The sequence below is a fragment of the Microbacterium invictum genome (assembly GCF_014197265.1).
GTDB lineage: Bacteria > Actinomycetota > Actinomycetes > Actinomycetales > Microbacteriaceae > Microbacterium > Microbacterium invictum.
Genome location: NZ_JACIFH010000001.1, coordinates 713,591 through 733,448 on the forward strand (window position 1 = coordinate 713,591; position 19,858 = coordinate 733,448).

The window sequence follows — 19,858 nt, forward strand, 5'->3', positions numbered from 1 at the left end:
CGACGGGTCAGCCGGGGTGCAGTTGGAGCGTTCGACGCAATAGGACCCTCGTTCTGTCTGCGGGTCGTGGCGAGCAAGCCCATAGTCGTTCAGCGCCATTCGAGACCGCGGGGAGACTCGAGCGTCGGCGACACGCGAATCGAAACTTCGCCTCAAGAGATCGCCCTGGTCGCCATGCGGCCTCGATCGAGCAGCGCAACACAACGCACAACCCGGCGGCTGCCACCGACAGCGTCGGAGCCGAAACGGTCAAAGTCCGGAACACCGATGAACAGCAATGCACGCAGGCACCCATCGCGGTGGGGCGCCTGATCGGTACCATTTAGGCGCATCCCGCCACAGGTACCTTCAAGGCGTAAAACGTCCTGGCCAAACGTAAAAACCAGCCCTACTCTGACTGCATGCGAGGTGGCCTTGAGCGGTGGAAGCGTGGGGTTGAGTCCCGAGGGGTACGACACGCGATTGCGTACGCGCTCGAGGGGACCTGTGACGCTCATCTCCAGCACGCGTCCGGTGGTGATGCGCTCGAAGCGTATGGTCTGGCATCGGACTCGACTGTTGCGCGTTTCGTCGTCGACCACGGCCGCATCTCCGCCGACGAACTCACTGCCGGCGGGCTTCGTGTGTGGATCACGGGCCACGACCCTGTCAGTGGTGAGGAGCGCGGCCGGCAACGGCTGAGCGCTGACGCCGACCTCTTGCTGGACGGCACGCTCAATCACCCGAAGTCGTACAGCATCGCTGCGTTGCTGCATCCGGAACTCGCGACCGAGTTTGAGGCGCTGCAGGACCGGCTGCGGGATCAAATCCTGCTGACCTGGCAGCGCGAGCTGAACGCGCGCCGTGGTCACGGTGGGCTGATCCGAGAGGACATCACCCGCATCGAGGTCGTCGAGCTGCAGCATCGTCGCTCACGGGCGCTGGACCCGCACGCTCACCGTCATATGTGGTTGAACATCAAGGTCCTCGGTGAGGACGGCAAGTGGTCGAACGTCGACTCACGCGTCGCGATGAAGCTGCACACGGTGATCAATGCCGAAGGCGATCTCGCTGCCCGCACTGACCCGCAGTGGATGGCCGCCCTCGAGCGCCACGGATTCACTCTCGATGACGACGGAGAGGTGGCGCAGCTCGCCGGAGCGGTACGGCCCTTCTCGCGTCGGTCAGCGCAAATCGAGCGGAACCGAGCGAGGCTGGTTGCGGTATGGACCGCCGAGCACGACGGTGCGCGCCCCAGCATCCGGGTTCTGACGCAGATTGACCGTCGAGCGTGGGCGATGTCGCGCCCGAACAAGCCGGCCCACCTGGACGAGCAGTCCTGGGAGGCAACGGTCCGCGACGAGCTGGAGGTTATCGATCCAGCACTCACCCGCGATCGGTCTCCGATCGCGCACACCGCGACGCCGACGGACGCGCTGGACCTAGATCTGCTGTCGGATGCTGCGGTCGTAGACGCCGACGCGCGGTCGACCCGTTCTGGCGGCCGGTTCAGCTCGTTCGATCTTCGTGCCGGCGCCATTCGCGCCCTCTCGCGCAGCGGCGTGATCGCGCCGCGCGACACGTTGACCGCGACGATCGACGAGATCTCCGAACGAGCGCATCGCAAGTCCGTGCGCCTCGCTGGGGGCGCGGACATTCCCGGTCACGTGAAGGCGTACATGGCGACCGAGACGATGCGCCTGAAGATCCGTCTCTCAGGGCGCCTCGATGCTCTCGCCTCACCCGGCCGCTCACTCCTGCCGACCGAGCTAGGTCGTGCCGCAGCATCCATCGAGGACATCGACACCCTGGATGCCTCGCAGCTCGCAGCAGCGGGCGCGATCGCGGGGAGGGGTGGGCTGGTGGCGGTCACCGGGCCGGCTGGCGCGGGCAAGACCACGATGTTGCGCGTCGCATACGCGGGACTGGCAGGACAGCGGCGACGGATGCTGGTGGTCGCGCCGACCCGGAAGGCGGCATCGGTCGCATCGCGCGAAGTCGGTGCCGCGGCCTCGAGCCTGCACGCGCTGCTCGCCGACCACGGCTACCGCTGGCACACTGACTCCGCCGGAGCCCAAGTCTGGGCGCGTCTGTCCCGCGGCGAGGCGGACCCGACGACGGGGGTTGTCTACGACGGGCCAGCCAGATTCGTCCTCCGGAGGGGCGATCGGATCGTGGTGGACGAGGCCGGCATGGTCGACCTGCAGACTGCGGCCGCGCTTGTCGATCTCGCCCTCGAGCACGGTGTCGGCGTGGCGATGGTGGGAGACCCGAACCAGGCACTCCCGGTCGGGCATGCAGGAGCGATGGCATCCGCGGTGCGCTACGCGACAGCATCCGTCGAACTCGACACCGTGCACCGGTTCAGCGATCCCGAGTACGCCGCGCTCACGCTGCGCGTCCGCAACCCCCGCGACCGCGACGACGCACTCCAAGTCGCGGGGGAGTTGCTCGAACACGGGCACGTGCAGCGGGTGGCCAGCGCGGAGGAAGCACGCGACGCAATGGTCGCGGCCTACTTCGATTGGCACGCCCGCAGCAAGCGCGTTGCGCTGGTCGCCGGTACCAATGATGAGGCGGACGCGATCAACGACGCCATCCAGCAACGACGGGTCAATGACGGTGAGCTGGATCCCACGACGCTGGCGCTGGGGATGGGGGAGCAGCACATCCTGGTTGGCGACATCGTGCAGACCCGCCGCAATGATCCGCGCACCGGGGTTGAGAATCGTGCGCAATGGGTGGTGCGCAACATTTGGGATGCAAGCATTGACCTCGCCTCGGTCGGTGACAGTGGTGAGATTCGCCGGGTGAGCCGCGAATACGCGCTCGATCACCTGCAACTTGCGTACGCGTCGACGGTGCATGGCATTCAAGGCGAGACGACGGATGCCGCAGTGGTGGGGCCGGATGTCGACGCGGCCGGCCTCTACGTCGGCCTGACGCGCGGGCGGCACCAGAACGTGGCCGTCACGATCGCCCGGACCGACCAGGATGCGATCGGCAACATCGGCGCGACGATGATGCGCGGCACGACCGAGCTGACGATCCAGGACGCGATGCGCGCGGCAGACGCCGAGCTGCGGCGAGCGGCACGCGCGCGATCACTCGAGGCGTCGACACCATGGGTTACGCCGAACTCTTCTGCCTCGCGCGGCGGGCTGTCGCTCTGAGGGCCCTCTCCTGGTCCGTGATCCAGAAACGTCAGGAGCAACTCGTGATCAGGCGTCGACGCCGAACACGCGCAGGAGTGCGGCGCGCGGGATCATTCGCCGCAGCCCCAGTTGGACCGACGGAATAGTCCCGTTCTCCATGCCCAACTTGATCGTGCGGTAGTCGACGCCGACGAGCTTCGCGGCATCCTTCATCGTCAGAGCCAGACAATCCGATGAGCGATTCATGGCCTTCCTCACGTTTGAGCCAACAGCGTCAGTCTCCCTTCGACGCAAAGTACCACAGATGTGAGCCAAGATCGACAGTCATCTTCGCGAATTCTCCGGCGGAGTGGAATAGTGGGTTCCATGGCGGAGCTGCAGACGTACGACATCGGTGACGAGCGGATCGATCTCGGGAGCGGAGTGAGCGTGCCGCGATCGTGGCACGCACGCGTATCGGGCGAAAAGGATGTCCCTGGCACGATCACGGTACGCGTGGAGTGGGATGCAGCACTCGGTCGCTCCGCTGTCGCATTCGCCGCCCTCGAGCGCGAGGGGGGAGGCGTCGACATCACGAGCCAGGTGCTGCGTGAAGTCCGCACGCACTGGATCATGACGAATTCAGCACTCGATGTGGTCACAGTGGATGTCGGCGAGAGCCAGCCCATCGGTGCCCGAGTGTTCCTCGCTCGCCAACTCGCTCGGGAAGGACGCGAGCAAAGAGACTCCATCCTCGACGCGATCGCGATCTACCGCGTCGCGACCGCTCTCAGCTACCCTCCGCTCAAGCTCGTCTCCGACACTCTGAAGATCAGTCAGAGCACTGCGACGCGCTTCATGAGTCGCGCGCGCGATATCGGCCTTGCGCCGGAGGTCCGAATCCAGGAGCCCCGGCGAGCACCAACCGTCGACCGGTACTTCCCCGGTGCCGGACCGTACGACCCCAGCCGGCCACACAGTGGACCCTCCAGTCCCGGCGGGCCATCAATCGGCCTATGACGCAAGAGTCGTCCCCTGGATCGTCATGTGACATCGCAGAGGTAATCGGGATGGGGCGGTAACTTGGCCTTTGCCCACATTTTGCCCACATTTGAAACCGACACGTGTCGATAACTTGGTGCATAGAACCGCATAAAAACAATGATTCTCGGCCGCGTCAACCTGCAGATTTGACTCAAAAACGCTCTCTCCCCTCTTTGCCAGGCTGATTGTGAGTCGGTTCACGATCAGTAGGGACGCAGGGTAATGACGATCAGTCCGGGGTTCACGGCGGCGGAGATCCGCGAGCTCGTGCACGAGTATCAGGTGCAGCCGCATGGGCAGAAGGGTCCGTGGCTGGATGCGCGGGGCGTGTCGTAAAAGCGGATGCGGCGGTGGCGGGACGCGGTGTTCGAAGGCGATCTCGACCGTGGGCTGATCCCGCGAGAAGGTAGTGAGATGATCGTCCCGCCGAGCAAGCGCACCGCGCTGGAGAAGCAGCGTGCCCGCGAACGCGCCGCCCAGGCGGCCGAGGTCGAGCGGTTGACCGCGCGGGTGCGGGAGCTGGAGGAGACCAACAAGGCTCTGGGAAAAGCTATCGGGCTCTTGCACACGATGAGCGAGCAAGAGCCCGCCGAGTCCCCGACGAAGACCGATACGAACGGTTCCTGACCGCCGAGAACGACCTCGTCGTCGAGCTGACCGGGATCCTCGGATCCCAGCGGCGGGCGCTGGAGTTGGCGGGTGTGTCGCGATCGACGTGGCACTACCGACAGCATCCGCGAGCGCGGGTGACCGATCCGATCCCGCAGACCGAGCGAGCGTATGAATCACGGATCAGCATTGTCGATGAGGAACGGATAAGCGAGCTGATCCTCGCCGGGTGGGCACAGCACAACTCCGTAGACCATTCGTTCGCGACCGCATGGGATGCCGGGGTGATGTGAGTATTCGCTCCTCTGAGGGCCACTGATATTGCGGTTCAGGGCCACTCGCTCATCGACGCGATCGTGTCGGTGAGGGCCACCGAATATTGGGGTTGAGGGCCACCGTTCCTAGGCTCCTTCTGCCGCGTGGCCAATCACACGGCAGAAGGAGTGATTCGGATGGTACGCAAGATCAAGGCGAAGCTGGTGCTTCGGCTTCGCGCGGAGGGGTTCACGGGGAGGCAGATCGCCGCGCAGGGCATGTCCCGGACGAGTGTGGCGGCGGTCATCGACGCCGCCGACCGGGAAGGGATCGGTTGGGACGACGTCGCCAAGCTCGAGGAAGCGGACGTGTATGCGCGGCTGTTTCCTGGTCGTGGTGAACATGACAGCGTTCACGCGCAGCCGGACTGGGACAGGGTGCACCGGGAGCTCGCGCGGGTCGGGGTGACGCTGAAGCTGCTGCATGGCGAGTATGTCGACGCCTGCCGGGCGGCGGGATCGACGGCGATGGGATACGACAGGTTCTGCAAGGCCTACCAGCAGCACGTCCTCATCTCCGGGGCGGCGTCGCGGGTGGGGCACAAGGCGGGGCAGACGGTCGAGGTCGACTGGTCGGGCAAGACGATGCAGCTGACCGACCCGGTCACCGGGCAGCAGACGCGGGTCTACTTGTTCGTTGCGACGCTGCCGTTCTCCCGCTACTCGTTCGTGGAGCCGACGCTGGACATGCAGCAGGACGCCTGGTTGCGCGCGCACGTGTCGATGTTCGACTGGTTCGGCGGGAGTGTCCCGCGTGTCGTCCCGGACAACCTCAAGACCGGGGTGCTGAAGCACCCGGCGGAAGGTGAGGTGGTGCTCAACGATGCGTATCGGGAACTCGCGGCGCACTACTCCGCGGCGGTGCTCCCGGGGCGGGTGAAGAAGCCGAAAGACAAGGCCAGTGTCGAGAACACGGTCGGGAACGTCGCGACCTGGGTGATCGCATCCCTCCGCGACCGAAGCTTCGCGAGCTTGGCGGAGTTGCGGGCGGTCGTCTACGAACGCGTGGCCGCTTACAACGCGGAGCCGTTCCAAAAGCGCGCCGGGTCAAGGCTGAGCGTGTTCGACTCGGAGGAGAAGCCGCTGCTGCGGCCGCTTCCGGTGGTCCCGTTTGAGATCTCGAGGTGGTTCTACCGGCGCCGGGTTCAGAAGAACGGGCACGTCGTGTTCGAGCGCAACTTCTACTCCGTGCCCTACCCGAACATCGGTCGGAGTGTTGATCTGCGGGTCACCGACACCACGGTCGAGATCTTCGCCGGGCAGGAGCGGCTGACGAGCCACCTGCTCGCTCCGGTCGGGATGGTGAACGAGTATCGCACCCACGACAGCGATCTGCCCGACGGTCCCCGCTACCGGCAATGGGACGCCGAACGTGTTCGCGAGTGGGCGGGCCGGATCGGGGAGGACACCACGATCGTGGTGAATCGGATCTTCGAGTCCGTGCCCGTCGACGAGCAGGGCCTGGACGCGGCTTTGGCGGTGTTGCGGCTCACCCGCCGCTACTCCGCCGCTCGGGTCGAAGCCGCCGCCGGGATCGCCCTCGCGTCCCGGGTGAGATCTCCGCGCTACGCGCATCTGCGGCCCATCCTCGAGACGAACCAGGACCAACCCGACGGGAGGAGCCCATGGGCTGAACCCGCGACTACGGGGCCGACCGGATACGTCCGCGGCGCGGACTACTACGCCGGTGACATCCGATGAGCCGGCTCGACTCGGAGACGAAGCGGAAGCTGCGTGAGATGGGGGTGACGTCGCTGGTCGACGCGTTCGAGGTCCAGGACGACAGCCTCACGTTGGGAATGGCGTTCGAAGAACGCGTCAAGCTCGCCGTCGACGACGCCCACGCCACCTTCACCCACGCCAAGGTCGAAGGCCTCATCCGGCGGGCCGGTCTCCGCTACCCGAACGCGGACCTGCGGCGAGTCGACCTGCTCGAGCAGCGGGGTCTTGACCGCGGGGTGATCGCGCAACTCGGCACCTGCCAGTTCATCACCCGGCAGCAGAACGTCGTCTTCCAAGGCTTCACCGGGTCCGGGAAGAGCTACCTCGGATCGGCGTTGGCGAAGCAGGCCTGTCAGCACCGCTACCGGGCGCACTACATCCGCATGCCCGACCTCGAAGAATCCTGGGCCACCGCCCGCGACCGGCCCGCGGGGAAGGAGAAGTGGCTCCGCAAATACGCGGCGTTCACGCTCCTCGTGATCGACGAATGGCTCCTCGACAACCCCGATGACAGCGTTCGCGGCATGCTGCTCGAGCTGCTCGAGCGCCGCTACGACGCCACCTCGACGGTGTTCTGCACCCAGTACGCGAAGAAGGACTGGCACCAACGCCTCGGCGGCGGAGTCCACGCCGACGCGATCATGGACCGCATCGTCCACAACACCATCTGGATCGAGACCGGCAGCACCAACATGCGCGAACACACCGCCAGGACGGCCTGACCGGCGCCGGTGAGCGTTGCCATCACCGGGTGGCGCTCACCGGCAATACCGGGCGGCCCTGAATCGCAATATCGAGTGGCACTGAACCCCAATATCGACTGGCCCTCAACCCTTCAAATACTCAGTGATGCTCGCATCCAGGCGCACCTGGTGGCGCATCGCGGCGCGGATCGAGGACCAGATGCTGCGTCCGAAGATCCCGGCCCGCAAAGACCGCCGGCAGCCGCGGAACAAGCCGGTGCTGAAAGCGACCGGCCCAGGCCAGGTGTGGTCGTGGGACATCACGGACTTGTACTCGCCGTGGCAGGGGAAGGTGTTCAAGGCGTACAAGATCACCGACATCTTCTCCCGGAAGATCGTCGGCTGGCGGGTCGAGGACCGTGAGGCCGACCACCTCGCTGTCGAGATGTTCGCCGCCGCGATCGCCGAGCACGGCGCACCCCAGGTGGTGCACGCCGACTCCGGCGCCGCGATGACCTCGAACCTGCTCCGCGACTACCTCCACGAGCAGCGCGTGGAACTCTCCCACAACCGGCCGTACACGTCGAACGACAACCCGTTCTCCGAGGCCGGATTCCGGACGATGAAATACCGTCCTGGCTACCCGAAGGTGTTCACCGATCTCGACACCGCCCGGCACTACATCGCCGGATACGTGTCCTGGTACAACGAGCAGCACAAACACTCCGGGATCGCGCTGTTCTCACCCGAGCAAGTCCACGACGGCACCTGGACGCAAGCCTGGGAGCAACGAGATCGAGCGCTGCAACGCTACTTCCAGAAGCACCCGGAACGCTTCCACGCGCGGCCCCGAACACCAGCGCCCGCGACCACCGTCGGGATCAACCTGCCCGACCGGCAGCCACAAAAGCAGGTCGCGTGACTCCACACAGCTTGACATCGGGCGCTCACGGCGGTAACGCGGGTTCGAATCCCGCTGGGGTCACCAACAAGAAAACCCCCGCTTCGGCGGGGGTTTTCGCATTCCCGCCGCGGTGCCCGTGCTCGCGGGCTTCCCTGATGAAGTCGGGGGCAACGTGGCGACATCCTGGCCTCGAACGGTGACGACAAGGCCTTCCGGGAGCCGGTAGCGGTACGATCTGACGGGTGAACGTCGACAGGCGAGCTAGGTGATGAACATGTCCTCGACCGTGGTACGCGAAGCGTCAGCGACAGAGCGCGCCGTGATTCCGCCCGCCGACCGCTTCATGCGACGGCTGCTCCGCGTCTCGTCCACCGACAAGCGCGTCGTCGGCAGTGCGCACCGCGCATTCCGCGTCGCCATCCTGGTCTCCGCGGTCCGCTGCCTGATCACCTACCTCGCCATCCCGATCCTGATCCCGATCGCCGCGGTCGCGGGCCTCGTGGCGGCGCCGCTGAGCATCGCCCTCTGCCTGTTCGCCTTCGTCAACGGCGTCATCAGCGTGCGCAGGTTCTGGATCGCGAACCATCGCTACCGCTGGATGTACACGAACTTCATGGCCGTGGTGTTCGCCGTTCTGGCCGTCACCCTCGTCATCGACATCGGCGGGTTGGTGGCCGGCGCATGAGCGACGTATCGCGTCAGGATCCGGCGCCCGCAGCTACGGAGGAACAGGCCGACGGCCCCGCGGGAAGCGTGTGGGGGAGCGTGGCGCTGTTCGTGGGCTTCGTCGTCGTGATGTCCGGCTGCATCACGCTCCAGATCCTTACCTAAGCACGATCTCCCGGCTCGTCGTCCGAGTCCGGCACGGCCGTGGAACGGCGGACGCGTCGCGCGCGCACCGCCCGGCGGATCAGCCAGACGACAACACCGACGACGGCGATGACCGCGAGCCACGGCAGCAGGAATCCGAGGGCGATCACGATGCCGTTGAGCGTCGCGACCAGCCCGTTCCAGCCCGCCGCGATGCCGTCGCCGAAGCCGGCGGGGTCGGCCTGCACGACTTCGGACGGCTCGTACAGCGAGACCGTCAGAGACGACATCCCGACCTGGTCCTCGAGATACTTCAGCTGTTGCTCGTACGACTCGAGCTGCGCCTGCCGGTCGGCCAGCGCGCTCTCTGCTGCCAGCAGGTCGGCCGTGGACTCCGCGTCGGCCATCAGAGACTCGAGGCGCTCGACCGAGGTGCGCAGCGCATCGATGCGGGCCCGCAGGTCGACGGCTTCGCTCGTCACGTCGCGGCGGTCCAGCTGTGAGGACGTGACGTCGCCCACGCCGGCCAGTGACTGCGTCACGGCGTCGAGCTGGTCGGCGGGCACGCGGACGGAGATCCATGCCGAACTCACCTCGGCGGGGTAGCTGACGCCGGGGGACGTGCCCAGGACCACGAACTGGCCGTCGGCTCCCATGCTCAGCGCTTCGACGTACCCGCCGGCGTCTTCGGCGATCACCGTGATCCGGTCAGCGGCCGCCCGGACGTCGTCGACGCGGACCGACGCGGACGCGGTGGCGATGATCTCCCGCTCGCTGCTGGTCACACCGGCGTCCGGACCCGCCAGGTCGTCGGCTCCGCCCTGCTCGTCGGCGGTCGCGCCGCCGTCTGCGTCCGAGAAGTCCGGCGCCATCTCCGGGAGCGCACCCGAGCTGCTCTGATCGACCATCGAACCGGCCGAGTTCGACGTGATGCCGGACACATACGGCGCGATGACGGCCGCGACGACGATCACCGCGGCGGCGGTCCCGCCGGCCAGCCAGAGACGGCCGCGCCGCACCCGCCGGCGCCGCTCATCCTCTGCGTTCGTGCCCGTGCGCGGCTCGGCGCCGACCGCGTCGAACAGCTGCTTCTCGATCTCGGCGACGCGCTCGTCGCTGAGATCGGGCAGTGCCTGGTCGTGTGTGCTCATGTCCCCTCCTGTTCGACGGCACCGCGCACCTGGGTGCGGATGCGGGAGAGACGATTGCGGACCGCGCCGTGCGTGACGCCGAGTTCGTCGGCCGCCGCCTGATAGGCGTATCCCTGGGCTGCGCACAGCCGGAAGATCTGCTGATCGAGCGTGCTCAGCGTGCGCACCTCGTCCAGGATCCGATCCACCAGATCCGCGGTGACGACTTGACGCTCCACGTCGACCAGGGCCGGCAGCGTGTCGTCGACGGCCGCGGCGGTGTGCTCACGATCCCGCTGCTGACGCCGGACGCGGTTGGCGCACTGGAATCGGCAGATGGTGACCAGCCACGGCAGCAGCGAGTCGCCGGCCAGTTCGAGATCGGGAAGCTTCCGCCATGCGGCCAGGAAGGTCTCCTGGGCGACGTCCTCGGCATCCGCCCTCGTACCGACCAGGCCATACGCAAGCCAGAACACGGGCCGCACGTACGCGCGATACAGCGTGCGGAAGGCATGCTCGTTCCCGCGCGCCGCGGCGGCGACGAGCTCGGCATCACTGTGCACGGCCGTATCGGTCATGTGCTCCTCATCGTCTCTCACCACCACAGTGTCGCGTGCGCCGGAAGCGTCTCATCCCCTCGCCACACCTGTATCCTTGACCGAGCGAGAGGGAGTATCCCATCCTCGCGCATCCGTCACCACGGGCCCCGTAGCCGGGGACCCGGATGCGCGCCGCAACAGCGGGGGAGAGACTTTCGACGAATCCTCCTCCCCTCGAAAGGCCCCCATGGAGCTTCCTGTCTGGTTCGAGATCGGCTCGATGGTCGTGCTGCTGGCGATTCTGATCGCCGACCTGCTGCTGATCATCAAGCGACCCCACATCCCCTCCAACAAGGAGTCGACGCTGTGGGTCGTGTTCTACGTGATCCTGGCCCTCATCTTCGCCGGTCTCATGTGGATGTTCGCCGGTGGGGAGTATGCCGGGCAGTTCATCGCCGGGTGGCTGACGGAGTACAGCCTGTCGATCGACAACCTGTTCGTGTTCGTGCTGATCATGACGCAGTTCTCGGTGCCTCGTCGCTATCAGCAGAAGGTGCTGATGGTGGGCATCATCATCGCGCTGATCCTCCGCGGGATCTTCATCCTGGCCGGTGCGGCGATCATCGAGAACTTCCTGCCGATCTTCTATGTTTTCGGTGCGTTCCTGATCTGGACTGCGTTCAAGCAAGCCTTCCCCGGTGGCGACCATGACGAAGACGTCAAGCAGGAGAGTGTCATCGTGCGCACCCTGCGCCGCACGATCGACATCAGCGAGACCTATGACGGTGCCAAGGTGCGCACCATCGTCGACGGCAAGAAGATGTTCACCCCGATGATCATCGTGTTCGTCGCGATCGGCATGACCGATCTGCTGTTCGCGCTGGATTCGATCCCCGCGATCTTCGGCATCACGCAGAACGCATTCATCGTGTTCACCGCGAACATCTTCGCGCTCATGGGCCTGCGTCAGCTCTACTTCCTGCTGGGCGGACTGCTCGACCGGCTGCGGTACCTGCACTACGGCATCGCCTTCATCCTCGCTTTCATCGGCGTGAAGCTCATCTTCCACGCGATGCACGAGAACGAGGTGCCGTTCATCAACGGCGGCGAGGGCATCGCCTGGGCGCCCGACATCTCGACCTGGATGTCGCTCGGCGTCATCGTGGTCTCGATGGTCGTGGCGACGGTCGCGAGCCTGATCGCGTCGGCGCGTGAGCGTGACGCCGAGCCGTCACCGCGTACCGCCTCCCACCCGGTCGTGCCCGCCGAGACCGAAGCGGCCGCCATCGCCGTCGCGGAGGAGAAGGGCGCGCCGGCGACTGTGGAGACCCCCGACCGCGACGAGCGCAGGCAGTAGCCGCCCCGGCCTATACACAGGGTTTCGCCGCATTACCACCCCGTCCCGCGTGTCGCGGGGGTGTGCTTGAGTTGCACCTGGAGGTGACCCGGTGATCGAATTCCGCGACGTGTCGAAGCAGTACCCCGACGGGACTGCGGCCGTCGACGCGTTCAGCCTCGTGATCCCGGCGCACAAGACCACAGTGCTCGTGGGCTCGTCCGGCTGCGGCAAGACGACATTGCTGCGCATGATCAATCGCATGGTCGAGCCGACGTCGGGCGTGATCGAAATCGACGGTGAGTCCATCGCGGCACGGGATGCCGTGGCCCTGCGCCGCAGCATCGGCTACATCATGCAGAGCGCGGGCCTGCTACCGCACATCAGCGTGGTCGACAACGTCGCCACCGTGCCGGTTCTCAGCGGGGTGCGCCGGGCCGAGGCGCGGGCGCGGGCGCTCGAGCTACTGGATGTCGTCGGGCTCGATCGCTCGCTCGCGGGGCGCTACCCGCACCAGCTCTCCGGCGGCCAGCAGCAACGGGTCGGCGTGGCGCGCGGGCTTGCCGCCGACCCGAACATCCTCCTGATGGACGAGCCGTTCGGGGCCGTCGACCCCATCGTCCGCCGTGAGCTGCAGCACGAGATCCTGCGCCTGCAGCGCGACCTCGACAAGACCGTGGTGTTCGTCACGCACGACATCGATGAGGCGTTCCTCCTCGGCGACCAGGTCGTCATCCTGCACAAGGGTGCGCACATCGCCCAGGTCGGCTCGCCGAGCGAGATCATCGAAGCCCCGGCATCCGAGTTCGTCGAGCAGTTCATCGGGGCCGACCGCGGCACGCGCGCGCTGCGCCTGAAGGAGACGCCCCGCGGCACCGTGGTGGTCGACACCGAGGGGCGCACTCAGGGCACGATACTCGGGGGCGACGCCGCGTGAGCTGGGTGCTCGACAACCTCGACCTCATCGCGAAGCTGACGCTCGTGCATCTGCGTCAGAGTGCCATCGCCATCGTCTTGTCGTTCCTCATCGCCCTGCCGCTGGGCTGGCTCGCCTGGCGGTTCCGGGTGTTGCGCAGCGGCATCATCACCGTGGTGGGGCTGCTGTACACGATCCCCTCGCTCGCCCTGCTCATGCTCCTGCCCACCCTGCTGGGCATCAGCCCGCTCAGCGAGCTCAACCTCATCATCGCGCTGATCCTGTACGGCGTCGCACTGATGGTGCGGGCCGTGGCCGACGGCCTGGACGCGATCGATCCGGACGTGCGGCTGGCGGCCACCGCGATGGGCTACGGGCCGGCCCGCCGGTTCGCGCGGGTCGACTTCCCGCTCGCGGGTCCGGTCGTGCTGGCCGGTCTGCGCGTCACTGCCGTGAGCACGATCGCGCTCGCCACCGTCGGCATCCTGATCGGCATCGAGAATCTCGGCTACCTGTTCACGAACGGATATCAGCGCCGCATCATCGAGGAGATCTTTTCGGGCATCGTCGCCGTCGTGGTGATCGCCCTGGTCATCGATCTGCTGCTCGTACTGGCCGGACGGCTGCTCATGCCGTGGTCGCGCACGCCCACCCGGCGCGCGGCAACTCGCCGGGTCGAGGCGGAGGCGCTGGCATGAATCTCATTGCCGACGCTCTCGCGTGGATCTTCTCCGGCGACCCGGGGGCAGGGCTCGCACCGATCCCGGTCGCCTTCGTCGAGCACCTCGTCTACACGTTCCTGTCGGTGCTGATCGCCGGCGCGATCGCCGTACCGGCCGGATGGGCGATCGGGCACACCGGCAGAGGTCGCGACGTCGCCGTCGCGGTGTCCGGCGCCGCCCGTGCCGTTCCTTCCTTCGGCCTGCTCCTGCTGCTCGTGCTTCTGCTCGGCGTCCTGCACAAGCCCGAGGCCGCCGTGATCACCTTCGTTCTGCTGGCGATCCCGTCGCTCCTGGCCGGCGCATACACCGGGTTCGAAGCGATCGACCGGGCCGTGGTCGACGCCGGACGGTCGATGGGCATGACCGGTGGACAGGTGCTGCGACGCATCGAGATCCCGCTGGGCCTGCCGCTGCTGATCGGCGGGGTCCGTGCGGCGACGCTGCAGGTGGTCGCGACCGTCACGATCGCCGCCTATGCGAACCTCGGCGGACTCGGCCAGTACATCATCACGGGGCTGAACCTCCGCCGGTTCGACATGGTGCTCGGCGGCGCGATCCTCGTCGCCGTGCTCGCACTGGTGCTGGACGCCCTGTTTGCGCTCGGGCAGCGCTTCGCCCTTCCGCACGGCGTCCGTGCGTCTTCCACCCGCTCAGCGCCGCGCGCCCGCGCACCACGCCCGGCCGCGGCCTGAACCCGACCACCCACAGTAAGGAAACGAGAATGCACACAGCACGCACCAGAGTGGCGGCCGTGATCGCCCTCATCGCAGGCGGTGTCCTGGCCCTGTCGGGCTGCGCCCAGAGCGACCCGCTCGCAGACCCCAGCACGCCCGCAGATGTCGATCCCGCCACGATCGTCGTCGGATCGCAGGCGTACTACTCGAATGAGATCATCGCGGAGATCTATGCCCAGGCCCTGGAGGGCGCCGGCTTCACCGTCGAGCGCTCGTTCAACATCGGCCAGCGCGACGCCTACCTCCCGTCGATCGAGAGTGGCGAGATCACGCTGTTCCCGGAGTACAGCGGCAACCTCCTGCAGTTCTTCGACGCGGACACCGATGCGCGCAGTCCGGAGGACGTGTACGCGGCCCTCGCGGATGCTCTGCCCGACGGCCTCACGGTGCTCGACCAGGCCACCGCGAGCGACCAGGATTCGTACACCGTCACGCGCGCCTTCGCCGACGAGCACGATCTCACCTCGATCGCCGATCTGGCCGGCGTCGACGTGCCGCTGACGCTCGGCGGCCCGCCGGAGCTTGCCGAACGCCCCTACGGCCCGACCGGGCTCAAGGACGTCTACGGCGTCGATGTCTCCTTCAGCGGGACCGGCGACACCACCGTCGAAGAGCTCGTCGCGGGCACCGTGAACGTTGCGAACGTCTACACGGCCGACCCACGCATCCAGACCGAGGATCTCGTCGTGCTCGAAGACCCGGAGGCGCTGTTCCTGGCATCCAACGTCGTCCCCCTGGTCAGTGAGACTGTGGCCGACGAGGTCGCCGGGGTGATCAATCCGATCAGCGCGGCGCTCACTCCGGAGGGGCTCGTCGCTCTGAACGTCAAGTCGACGCAGGACAAGGAGTCGCCGGCTGACATCGCCGCGGCCTGGCTCAGCGAGAACGGGCTGGACTGAATCGACGGACGGGGGTGCGGCCTCGGCCGGCCCCCGTCCGAATCAGAACGACTGCAGGTTGGCTCGGAGCCCGCCGCCGGTGTACTCGGAGCGCAGAATGCCGCGGCGGCGCAGGATGGGGACGAGTTCGTCGAGCATGCGGTGCACCGTCACCGGGTGCAGGTCGCCCCACAGCAGCACGCCGTCGTTGCCCCACGTGCCGAGTTCCTCGATACGGTCGGCCAGTTCGTCTGCCGTGCCGACGAAGCCCGATCCGTCGCGCAGCCGGCCCAGCTGGGCATGGGCTGCGAGCAGTTCGCGCAGCGGGGCGTCCGGATCGCTCGTGCCGACCAGTCGCCGGATGCTGCCGTGCGAGACGTGATCACCGAAGACCGACAGGTCCAAGGGGGAATCCAGGTCGAGCGCCGTCAGGTCGGTCTCCAGGTCGCTGGACTGCCGTTCGGCGATGTTCCGGAGCGTCGCGTCTGCGGGATGCGCGGAGGCGGCCACGAGACGGTCGGCCTCTTCGGCCGATGAGACCAGCACGGGCTGGATTGCGAACAGGATCTTGATGTCTTCCGGTGTGCGCCCCTGCGCGCGGGCGGCATCGTGGATCTTCCCGCGGTAGGCGGTGATGCTGGCCTCGTCGAGTGGCGCCAGCGCGAGTTGCACGTCCGAGTTCGCCCCCGCGAATCCGAGGCCCCGACCCGACCCGCCGGGGGAGACGATCACGGGATCGCCCTGCTCGAACGGCACGAAGTTCAGCGGGCCGTCGAACGCGAAGTATTTGCCGCGGTGCACGGTCTCGTGCAGCAGACTGCCGTCCGCATAGCGGCCCCGGGCCGGGTCGGCGATGAGCGCGTCATCGGGCCAGCTGTGCCAGAGGTCGCGGATGCCGGTGAGCCATTCCTCCGCGCGGTCGTATGCGGCATCGTGGCTCAGCGGGGGCGCGGCGCCGAAGTGTCGTGCGCTGCCGGTGTCGGTGACCACGTTGAGGCCGAGCCGGCTGCCGCTGAGATGCTGCAGCGTCGCGAACTGCCGCGCGGCCGTGTAGGGCAGATACGCGGCCGGATTGACGGTCGGGACGACGCCGAGATGCTGGGTCGCCGCGAACAGGTACGGCGCGAGCAGTAGCGGATCGAGCTTGGGACCGCCGAACGCGTGCCGGACGCGCAGGTCGATCGTCTCGGCCGAGCCGAGCGAGGGCGCGTCCTCGACGATCAGCAGGTCGAACCCGGCCTGCTCGAGCGTGCGCGCCGAATCCTGATAGAGCCCGGGCCGTGTCCAGGTGTGATTCCACTCCAGGTACGGATGCCCCCAGCCGTGCGGGCCGAAGCCGCGCGCGAGGAACCACCCGAAGTGCTGCAGCCTGGTCACGCGACCCTCTCATGCTCGACGGTCCGGGGCGCCGCGGTCACGGCATCCAACGCCCGGGACAGGTCCGCGCGCAGATCTGCGACATCCTCGATCCCGATCGACACCCGCAGCGTACCGGGGTGCACCCCCAGCGCGAGGCGCTCGTCCTCGGTGCGGTGGCTGTGGCTCGTGGATGCCGGGTGCAGCACGAGCGAGCGCACATCGCCGAGGTGGGTCATGTGCGTGAAGACCTGCACCGACTCGACGACCGTGCGCGCCGCAGGCAGCCCGTCGCGCAGCGTGAAGGCGAACACCGAGCCGTAGCCGTCCTGCAGGTAGCGGCGTGCGGTGTCGTACGTGGGGTGGGATGCCAGTCCCGCATAGTCGACCGACGCGATGGCCGGATGTGCTTCGAGCCACCGCGCGAGCGCGAGAGCGTTCTCCGATTGACGCTGGACGCGTAGGCTGAGCGTCTCGATGCCCTGACCGATGAAGAACGCGTTGAGCGGCGACGGGGTGGGCCCGAACCGCGGCGCGATGCTCTCCCGCAGGTACGCGATGCGCGCGCTGCCGCCGTGCCGCTCCCAGAGGGAGGGGCCGCCGCCGCGCGGGGGCTCGGTCAACTGCGGGAACAACGCGCCGTCGCGTCCGCCGTCGAAGCGCCCGCTGTCGACGATCACCCCGCCCAGCACCGCACCCTGTCCGGCGAGGAACTTGCTGGCGGAGTGCACGACCACCGCAGCCCCGTGCGCGATCGGGCGCAGCAGGTAGGGCGTCGCGAAGGTGTTGTCGATGATGAGGGGGATGCCGTGCTCCTCGCCGACGGCGGCGACCGCCGCGATGTCGAGCACGTCGTTGCGCGCGTTGGCGATCGATTCGGCGAACAGCACACGCGTGGTGGGCCGGATGGCGGCACGCCACGCTGCCGGATCGCCGATGTCGTCCACGAAGTCGACGGTCACCCCGAACCGGCTGAGATTGTCCAGCAGCAGACCCCGCGTGCCCTCGTAGATGTGGGTCGAGCTGACCACGTGCTGACCAGCCGAGACGAGACCGAGCAGCGCGACCGCGACGGCGGCCTGCCCACTGGCCAGCAGCAGCGCCTGCGCGCCGCCCTCGAGCGATGCGAGCTTGTCCTCGACAGCGGTCACGGTGGGGTTGCCGGTGCGGGTGTAGCCGAAGCCGTCGCCGGAGCCGAAGTGCGACGCCGCGTCGTCGAACGAGTCGAACGTGAAGCCCGCCGTCAGGTGGATCGGCAGCGCGCGCGGGGAGGCCGCCGGGGCGCGCGTGCCGGCGTGCACCTGTCGTGTCGTGAACCCACCCGTAGACCCGTCGCCCACCGCATCTTCCCCTTCCGGAATCCCGATTCCCCCCAGGCTCTCACGCACCCGCTCACAGGACCGTTTCGTGCGTCGGAGTATGACGACGGTTCGCGCGCCCCGAGTGCGGCGCGCGACCGGCATCCCTGGGACGGTGATAATCTGACCGAATGCGGATCGCCCTGCTTCTCCTTAGCGGCCGCGACGAGATCTCGTTCTGAGCCCTCTCTCGTCGCGGAGTCCGTCCTGGGCGCCATCCCCTCCACAGGAGAACGAGACAGCATGAGCACCACCATTCCCGAACGCCCCCGCACCCTGGCCGAGAAGGTCTGGGACGACCACGTCGTCGTGCGGGGTGAGGACGGTCAGCCCGACCTCATCTACATCGACCTGCACCTGGTCCACGAGGTCACCAGCCCGCAGGCCTTCGACGGTCTGCGCGCCGAGGGCCGCCCGGTTCGCCGCCTCGATCTGACGATCGCCACGGAGGACCACAACACTCCGACGCTCGACATCCACAAGCCGATCGCCGACCTCACCAGCCGCACGCAGATCGAGACCCTGCGCCGCAACGCCGAGGAGTTCGGCGTCCGGCTGCACTCGCTGGGCGACAAGGAGCAGGGCATCGTCCACGTGGTCGGCCCCCAACTCGGCCTCACCATGCCGGGGATCACCGTCGTCTGCGGCGACTCGCACACTTCGACCCACGGCGCCTTCGGGGCGATGGCCTTCGGTATCGGCACCAGTGAGGTCGAGCACGTCCTGGCGACGCAGACCCTGCCGCTGAAACCCTTCAAGACCATGGCGATCACCGTCGAGGGCGAGCTGAGGCCCGGCGTGACAGCGAAGGACATCATCCTCGCCGTCATCGCGAAGATCGGCACCAACGGCGGTCAGGGCTACGTGCTCGAGTACCGCGGCTCCGCCATCCGCACGCTGTCGATGGAGGGGCGCATGACGATGTGCAACATGTCCATCGAGGCCGGCGCGCGCGCCGGCATGGTCGCCCCTGACGAGATCACCTTCGAGTACGTCAAAGACAAGCCGCATGCGCCCCAGGGCCAGGACTGGGACGACGCGGTCGCCTATTGGCGCACGCTGCCGTCCGATGAGGGCGCCGTCTACGACGCCGAGGTGTTCCTCGACGCAGGTGAACTCGAGCCGTTCGTCACGTGGGGAACCAACCCCGGTCAGGGCGTGTCCCTGTCGGATGTCGTCCCCTCGCCCGACCAGTTCGACGACCCCAATGAGCGCGCCGCCGCCGAGCGCGCCTTGCAGTACATGGATCTGACGCCGGGCACTCCGCTGAAGGACGTGCCGGTGGATGCCGTGTTCATGGGCTCCTGCACCAACAGCCGCATCGAGGATCTACGACAGTTCGCGTCGATCATCCGCGGACACACGAAGGCCGAAGGCGTGCGTGTCATGGTGGTTCCGGGCTCCGCGCGCGTGCGGCTGGAGGCCGAGGCCGAGGGACTCGATAAGGTGATCACCGATTTCGGCGCGGAGTGGCGGTTCGCCGGCTGCTCGATGTGCCTGGGCATGAACCCCGACCAGCTCGCGCCGGGGGAGCGCTGCGCCTCCACCAGCAACCGCAACTTCGAGGGTCGGCAGGGCAAGGGCGGGCGCACGCACCTCGTGTCGCCGCTCGTGGCAGCCGCCACCGCAGTGCTCGGCCATCTCGCGAGCCCCAGCGATCTGCAGGTTCTGACCGGGGCGGAGGCCTGAC

General features: G+C 67.4%; 20 protein-coding genes. 15 read left to right on the forward strand and 5 right to left on the reverse strand.

Going from position 1 to position 19,858, the window contains the following annotated elements; translation table 11 throughout:
* Positions 1-401 precede the first annotated feature (401 nt).
* Positions 402-3,152: an AAA family ATPase gene (locus tag BKA10_RS03485; protein ID WP_183498611.1), complete on the forward strand. Its 2,751-nt coding sequence runs from the start codon at positions 402-404 to the stop codon at positions 3,150-3,152.
* Between the two features lie 48 nt (positions 3,153-3,200).
* Here the strand turns inward: BKA10_RS03485 and BKA10_RS03490 are convergent, their stop codons facing one another.
* A complete protein-coding gene (locus tag BKA10_RS03490; RefSeq protein ID WP_081782657.1) occupies positions 3,201-3,347 on the reverse strand; it encodes a helix-turn-helix domain-containing protein in 147 nt (48 codons plus the stop codon).
* Between the two features lie 153 nt (positions 3,348-3,500).
* On the opposite strand from BKA10_RS03490, the gene BKA10_RS03495 reads away from it, so the two are divergent.
* The 8 genes from BKA10_RS03495 (at position 3,501) to BKA10_RS03530 (ending at position 9,220) form a co-directional block, all read left to right on the forward strand.
* Positions 3,501-4,133, forward strand: a complete 633-nt coding sequence (locus BKA10_RS03495) for a hypothetical protein (protein ID WP_206686736.1) — start codon at positions 3,501-3,503, stop codon at positions 4,131-4,133.
* Positions 4,134-4,571: 438 nt separating this feature from the next.
* Positions 4,572-4,784, forward strand: a complete 213-nt coding sequence (locus BKA10_RS16590; protein ID WP_241740038.1) for a hypothetical protein — start codon at positions 4,572-4,574, stop codon at positions 4,782-4,784.
* Positions 4,785-4,903: 119 nt separating this feature from the next.
* Complete coding sequence (locus BKA10_RS03505) at positions 4,904-5,059, forward strand: hypothetical protein (protein WP_183498612.1); 156 nt, start codon at positions 4,904-4,906, stop codon at positions 5,057-5,059.
* 159 nt (positions 5,060-5,218) lie between these two features.
* Positions 5,219-6,781, forward strand: coding sequence for an IS21 family transposase (gene istA, locus BKA10_RS03510; protein WP_183498613.1), 1,563 nt, complete (start codon positions 5,219-5,221; stop codon positions 6,779-6,781).
* Positions 6,778-7,524, forward strand: coding sequence for an ATP-binding protein (locus tag BKA10_RS03515; protein WP_183498614.1), 747 nt, complete (start codon positions 6,778-6,780; stop codon positions 7,522-7,524). The genes istA and BKA10_RS03515 overlap by 4 nt, the downstream gene beginning before the upstream one ends.
* Positions 7,525-7,651: 127 nt before the next feature.
* A complete protein-coding gene (locus BKA10_RS03520) occupies positions 7,652-8,407 on the forward strand; it encodes a DDE-type integrase/transposase/recombinase (protein ID WP_183498615.1) in 756 nt (251 codons plus the stop codon).
* A gap of 256 nt (positions 8,408-8,663) precedes the next feature.
* Complete coding sequence (locus tag BKA10_RS03525) at positions 8,664-9,074, forward strand: hypothetical protein (RefSeq protein ID WP_206686514.1); 411 nt, start codon at positions 8,664-8,666, stop codon at positions 9,072-9,074.
* The gene (locus tag BKA10_RS03530; RefSeq protein WP_183498616.1) at positions 9,071-9,220 is read left to right on the forward strand and encodes a hypothetical protein; all 150 of its coding nucleotides are present in this window, start codon (positions 9,071-9,073) and stop codon (positions 9,218-9,220) included. Before BKA10_RS03525 ends, BKA10_RS03530 begins: the two co-directional genes overlap by 4 nt.
* Here BKA10_RS03530 and BKA10_RS03535 read toward each other — a convergent pair.
* Positions 9,217-10,350, reverse strand: coding sequence for a DUF4349 domain-containing protein (locus BKA10_RS03535; RefSeq protein WP_183498617.1), 1,134 nt, complete (start codon positions 10,348-10,350; stop codon positions 9,217-9,219). The two genes, BKA10_RS03530 and BKA10_RS03535, sit on opposite strands and share 4 nt — an antisense overlap.
* Positions 10,347-10,907 carry an RNA polymerase sigma factor gene (locus BKA10_RS03540; RefSeq protein ID WP_183498618.1) on the reverse strand — a complete coding sequence of 187 codons (561 nt, stop codon included), beginning with the start codon at positions 10,905-10,907 and terminating at the stop codon, positions 10,347-10,349. The genes BKA10_RS03535 and BKA10_RS03540 overlap by 4 nt, the downstream gene beginning before the upstream one ends.
* A gap of 208 nt (positions 10,908-11,115) precedes the next feature.
* Here BKA10_RS03540 and BKA10_RS03545 point away from each other — a divergent pair, with 208 nt between their 5' ends.
* The 5 genes from BKA10_RS03545 (at position 11,116) to BKA10_RS03565 (ending at position 15,475) form a co-directional block, all read left to right on the forward strand.
* On the forward strand, positions 11,116-12,225 hold the full coding sequence (locus BKA10_RS03545; RefSeq protein WP_183498619.1) for a TerC family protein: 1,110 nt from the start codon (positions 11,116-11,118) through the stop codon (positions 12,223-12,225).
* A gap of 91 nt (positions 12,226-12,316) precedes the next feature.
* Positions 12,317-13,141: an ATP-binding cassette domain-containing protein gene (locus BKA10_RS03550; protein WP_183498620.1), complete on the forward strand. Its 825-nt coding sequence runs from the start codon at positions 12,317-12,319 to the stop codon at positions 13,139-13,141.
* Complete coding sequence (locus BKA10_RS03555) at positions 13,138-13,818, forward strand: ABC transporter permease (RefSeq protein ID WP_183498621.1); 681 nt, start codon at positions 13,138-13,140, stop codon at positions 13,816-13,818. The genes BKA10_RS03550 and BKA10_RS03555 overlap by 4 nt, the downstream gene beginning before the upstream one ends.
* Complete coding sequence (locus tag BKA10_RS03560) at positions 13,815-14,534, forward strand: ABC transporter permease (RefSeq protein ID WP_183498622.1); 720 nt, start codon at positions 13,815-13,817, stop codon at positions 14,532-14,534. The genes BKA10_RS03555 and BKA10_RS03560 overlap by 4 nt, the downstream gene beginning before the upstream one ends.
* Positions 14,535-14,563: 29 nt before the next feature.
* Positions 14,564-15,475 (forward strand): ABC transporter substrate-binding protein, encoded by a 912-nt coding sequence (locus BKA10_RS03565; protein ID WP_183498623.1) that lies wholly within the window; start codon positions 14,564-14,566, stop codon positions 15,473-15,475.
* Between the two features lie 42 nt (positions 15,476-15,517).
* Here the strand turns inward: BKA10_RS03565 and BKA10_RS03570 are convergent, their stop codons facing one another.
* Together BKA10_RS03570 and BKA10_RS03575 are read right to left on the reverse strand one after the other, a co-directional pair.
* Complete coding sequence (locus BKA10_RS03570; protein ID WP_183498624.1) at positions 15,518-16,831, reverse strand: LLM class flavin-dependent oxidoreductase; 1,314 nt, start codon at positions 16,829-16,831, stop codon at positions 15,518-15,520.
* Complete coding sequence (locus BKA10_RS03575) at positions 16,828-18,150, reverse strand: O-acetylhomoserine aminocarboxypropyltransferase/cysteine synthase family protein (RefSeq protein WP_308221560.1); 1,323 nt, start codon at positions 18,148-18,150, stop codon at positions 16,828-16,830. The genes BKA10_RS03570 and BKA10_RS03575 overlap by 4 nt, the downstream gene beginning before the upstream one ends.
* Before the next feature lie 261 nt (positions 18,151-18,411).
* Here BKA10_RS03575 and leuC point away from each other — a divergent pair, with 261 nt between their 5' ends.
* A complete protein-coding gene (leuC, locus tag BKA10_RS03580) occupies positions 18,412-19,857 on the forward strand; it encodes a 3-isopropylmalate dehydratase large subunit (protein ID WP_183498626.1) in 1,446 nt (481 codons plus the stop codon).
* Position 19,858: the final 1 nt, after the last annotated feature.

Excerpts from the sequence above, each read along its gene's own strand:
- BKA10_RS03485 (WP_183498611.1), top strand. The coding sequence starts at position 402 with ATGCGAGGTGGCCTTGAGCGGTGGAAGCGTGGGGTTGAGTCCCGAGGG.
- BKA10_RS03490 (WP_081782657.1), bottom strand. The coding sequence starts at position 3,347 with ATGAAGGATGCCGCGAAGCTCGTCGGCGTCGACTACCGCACGATCAAG.
- BKA10_RS03495 (WP_206686736.1), top strand. The coding sequence starts at position 3,501 with ATGGCGGAGCTGCAGACGTACGACATCGGTGACGAGCGGATCGATCTC.
- BKA10_RS16590 (WP_241740038.1), top strand. The coding sequence starts at position 4,572 with ATGATCGTCCCGCCGAGCAAGCGCACCGCGCTGGAGAAGCAGCGTGCC.
- istA (WP_183498613.1), top strand. The coding sequence starts at position 5,219 with ATGGTACGCAAGATCAAGGCGAAGCTGGTGCTTCGGCTTCGCGCGGAG.
- BKA10_RS03515 (WP_183498614.1), top strand. The coding sequence starts at position 6,778 with ATGAGCCGGCTCGACTCGGAGACGAAGCGGAAGCTGCGTGAGATGGGG.
- BKA10_RS03520 (WP_183498615.1), top strand. The coding sequence starts at position 7,652 with ATGCTCGCATCCAGGCGCACCTGGTGGCGCATCGCGGCGCGGATCGAG.
- BKA10_RS03525 (WP_206686514.1), top strand. The coding sequence starts at position 8,664 with ATGTCCTCGACCGTGGTACGCGAAGCGTCAGCGACAGAGCGCGCCGTG.
- BKA10_RS03530 (WP_183498616.1), top strand. The coding sequence starts at position 9,071 with ATGAGCGACGTATCGCGTCAGGATCCGGCGCCCGCAGCTACGGAGGAA.
- BKA10_RS03535 (WP_183498617.1), bottom strand. The coding sequence starts at position 10,350 with ATGAGCACACACGACCAGGCACTGCCCGATCTCAGCGACGAGCGCGTC.
- BKA10_RS03540 (WP_183498618.1), bottom strand. The coding sequence starts at position 10,907 with ATGACCGATACGGCCGTGCACAGTGATGCCGAGCTCGTCGCCGCCGCG.
- BKA10_RS03545 (WP_183498619.1), top strand. The coding sequence starts at position 11,116 with ATGGAGCTTCCTGTCTGGTTCGAGATCGGCTCGATGGTCGTGCTGCTG.
- BKA10_RS03560 (WP_183498622.1), top strand. The coding sequence starts at position 13,815 with ATGAATCTCATTGCCGACGCTCTCGCGTGGATCTTCTCCGGCGACCCG.
- BKA10_RS03565 (WP_183498623.1), top strand. The coding sequence starts at position 14,564 with ATGCACACAGCACGCACCAGAGTGGCGGCCGTGATCGCCCTCATCGCA.
- leuC (WP_183498626.1), top strand. The coding sequence starts at position 18,412 with ATGAGCACCACCATTCCCGAACGCCCCCGCACCCTGGCCGAGAAGGTC.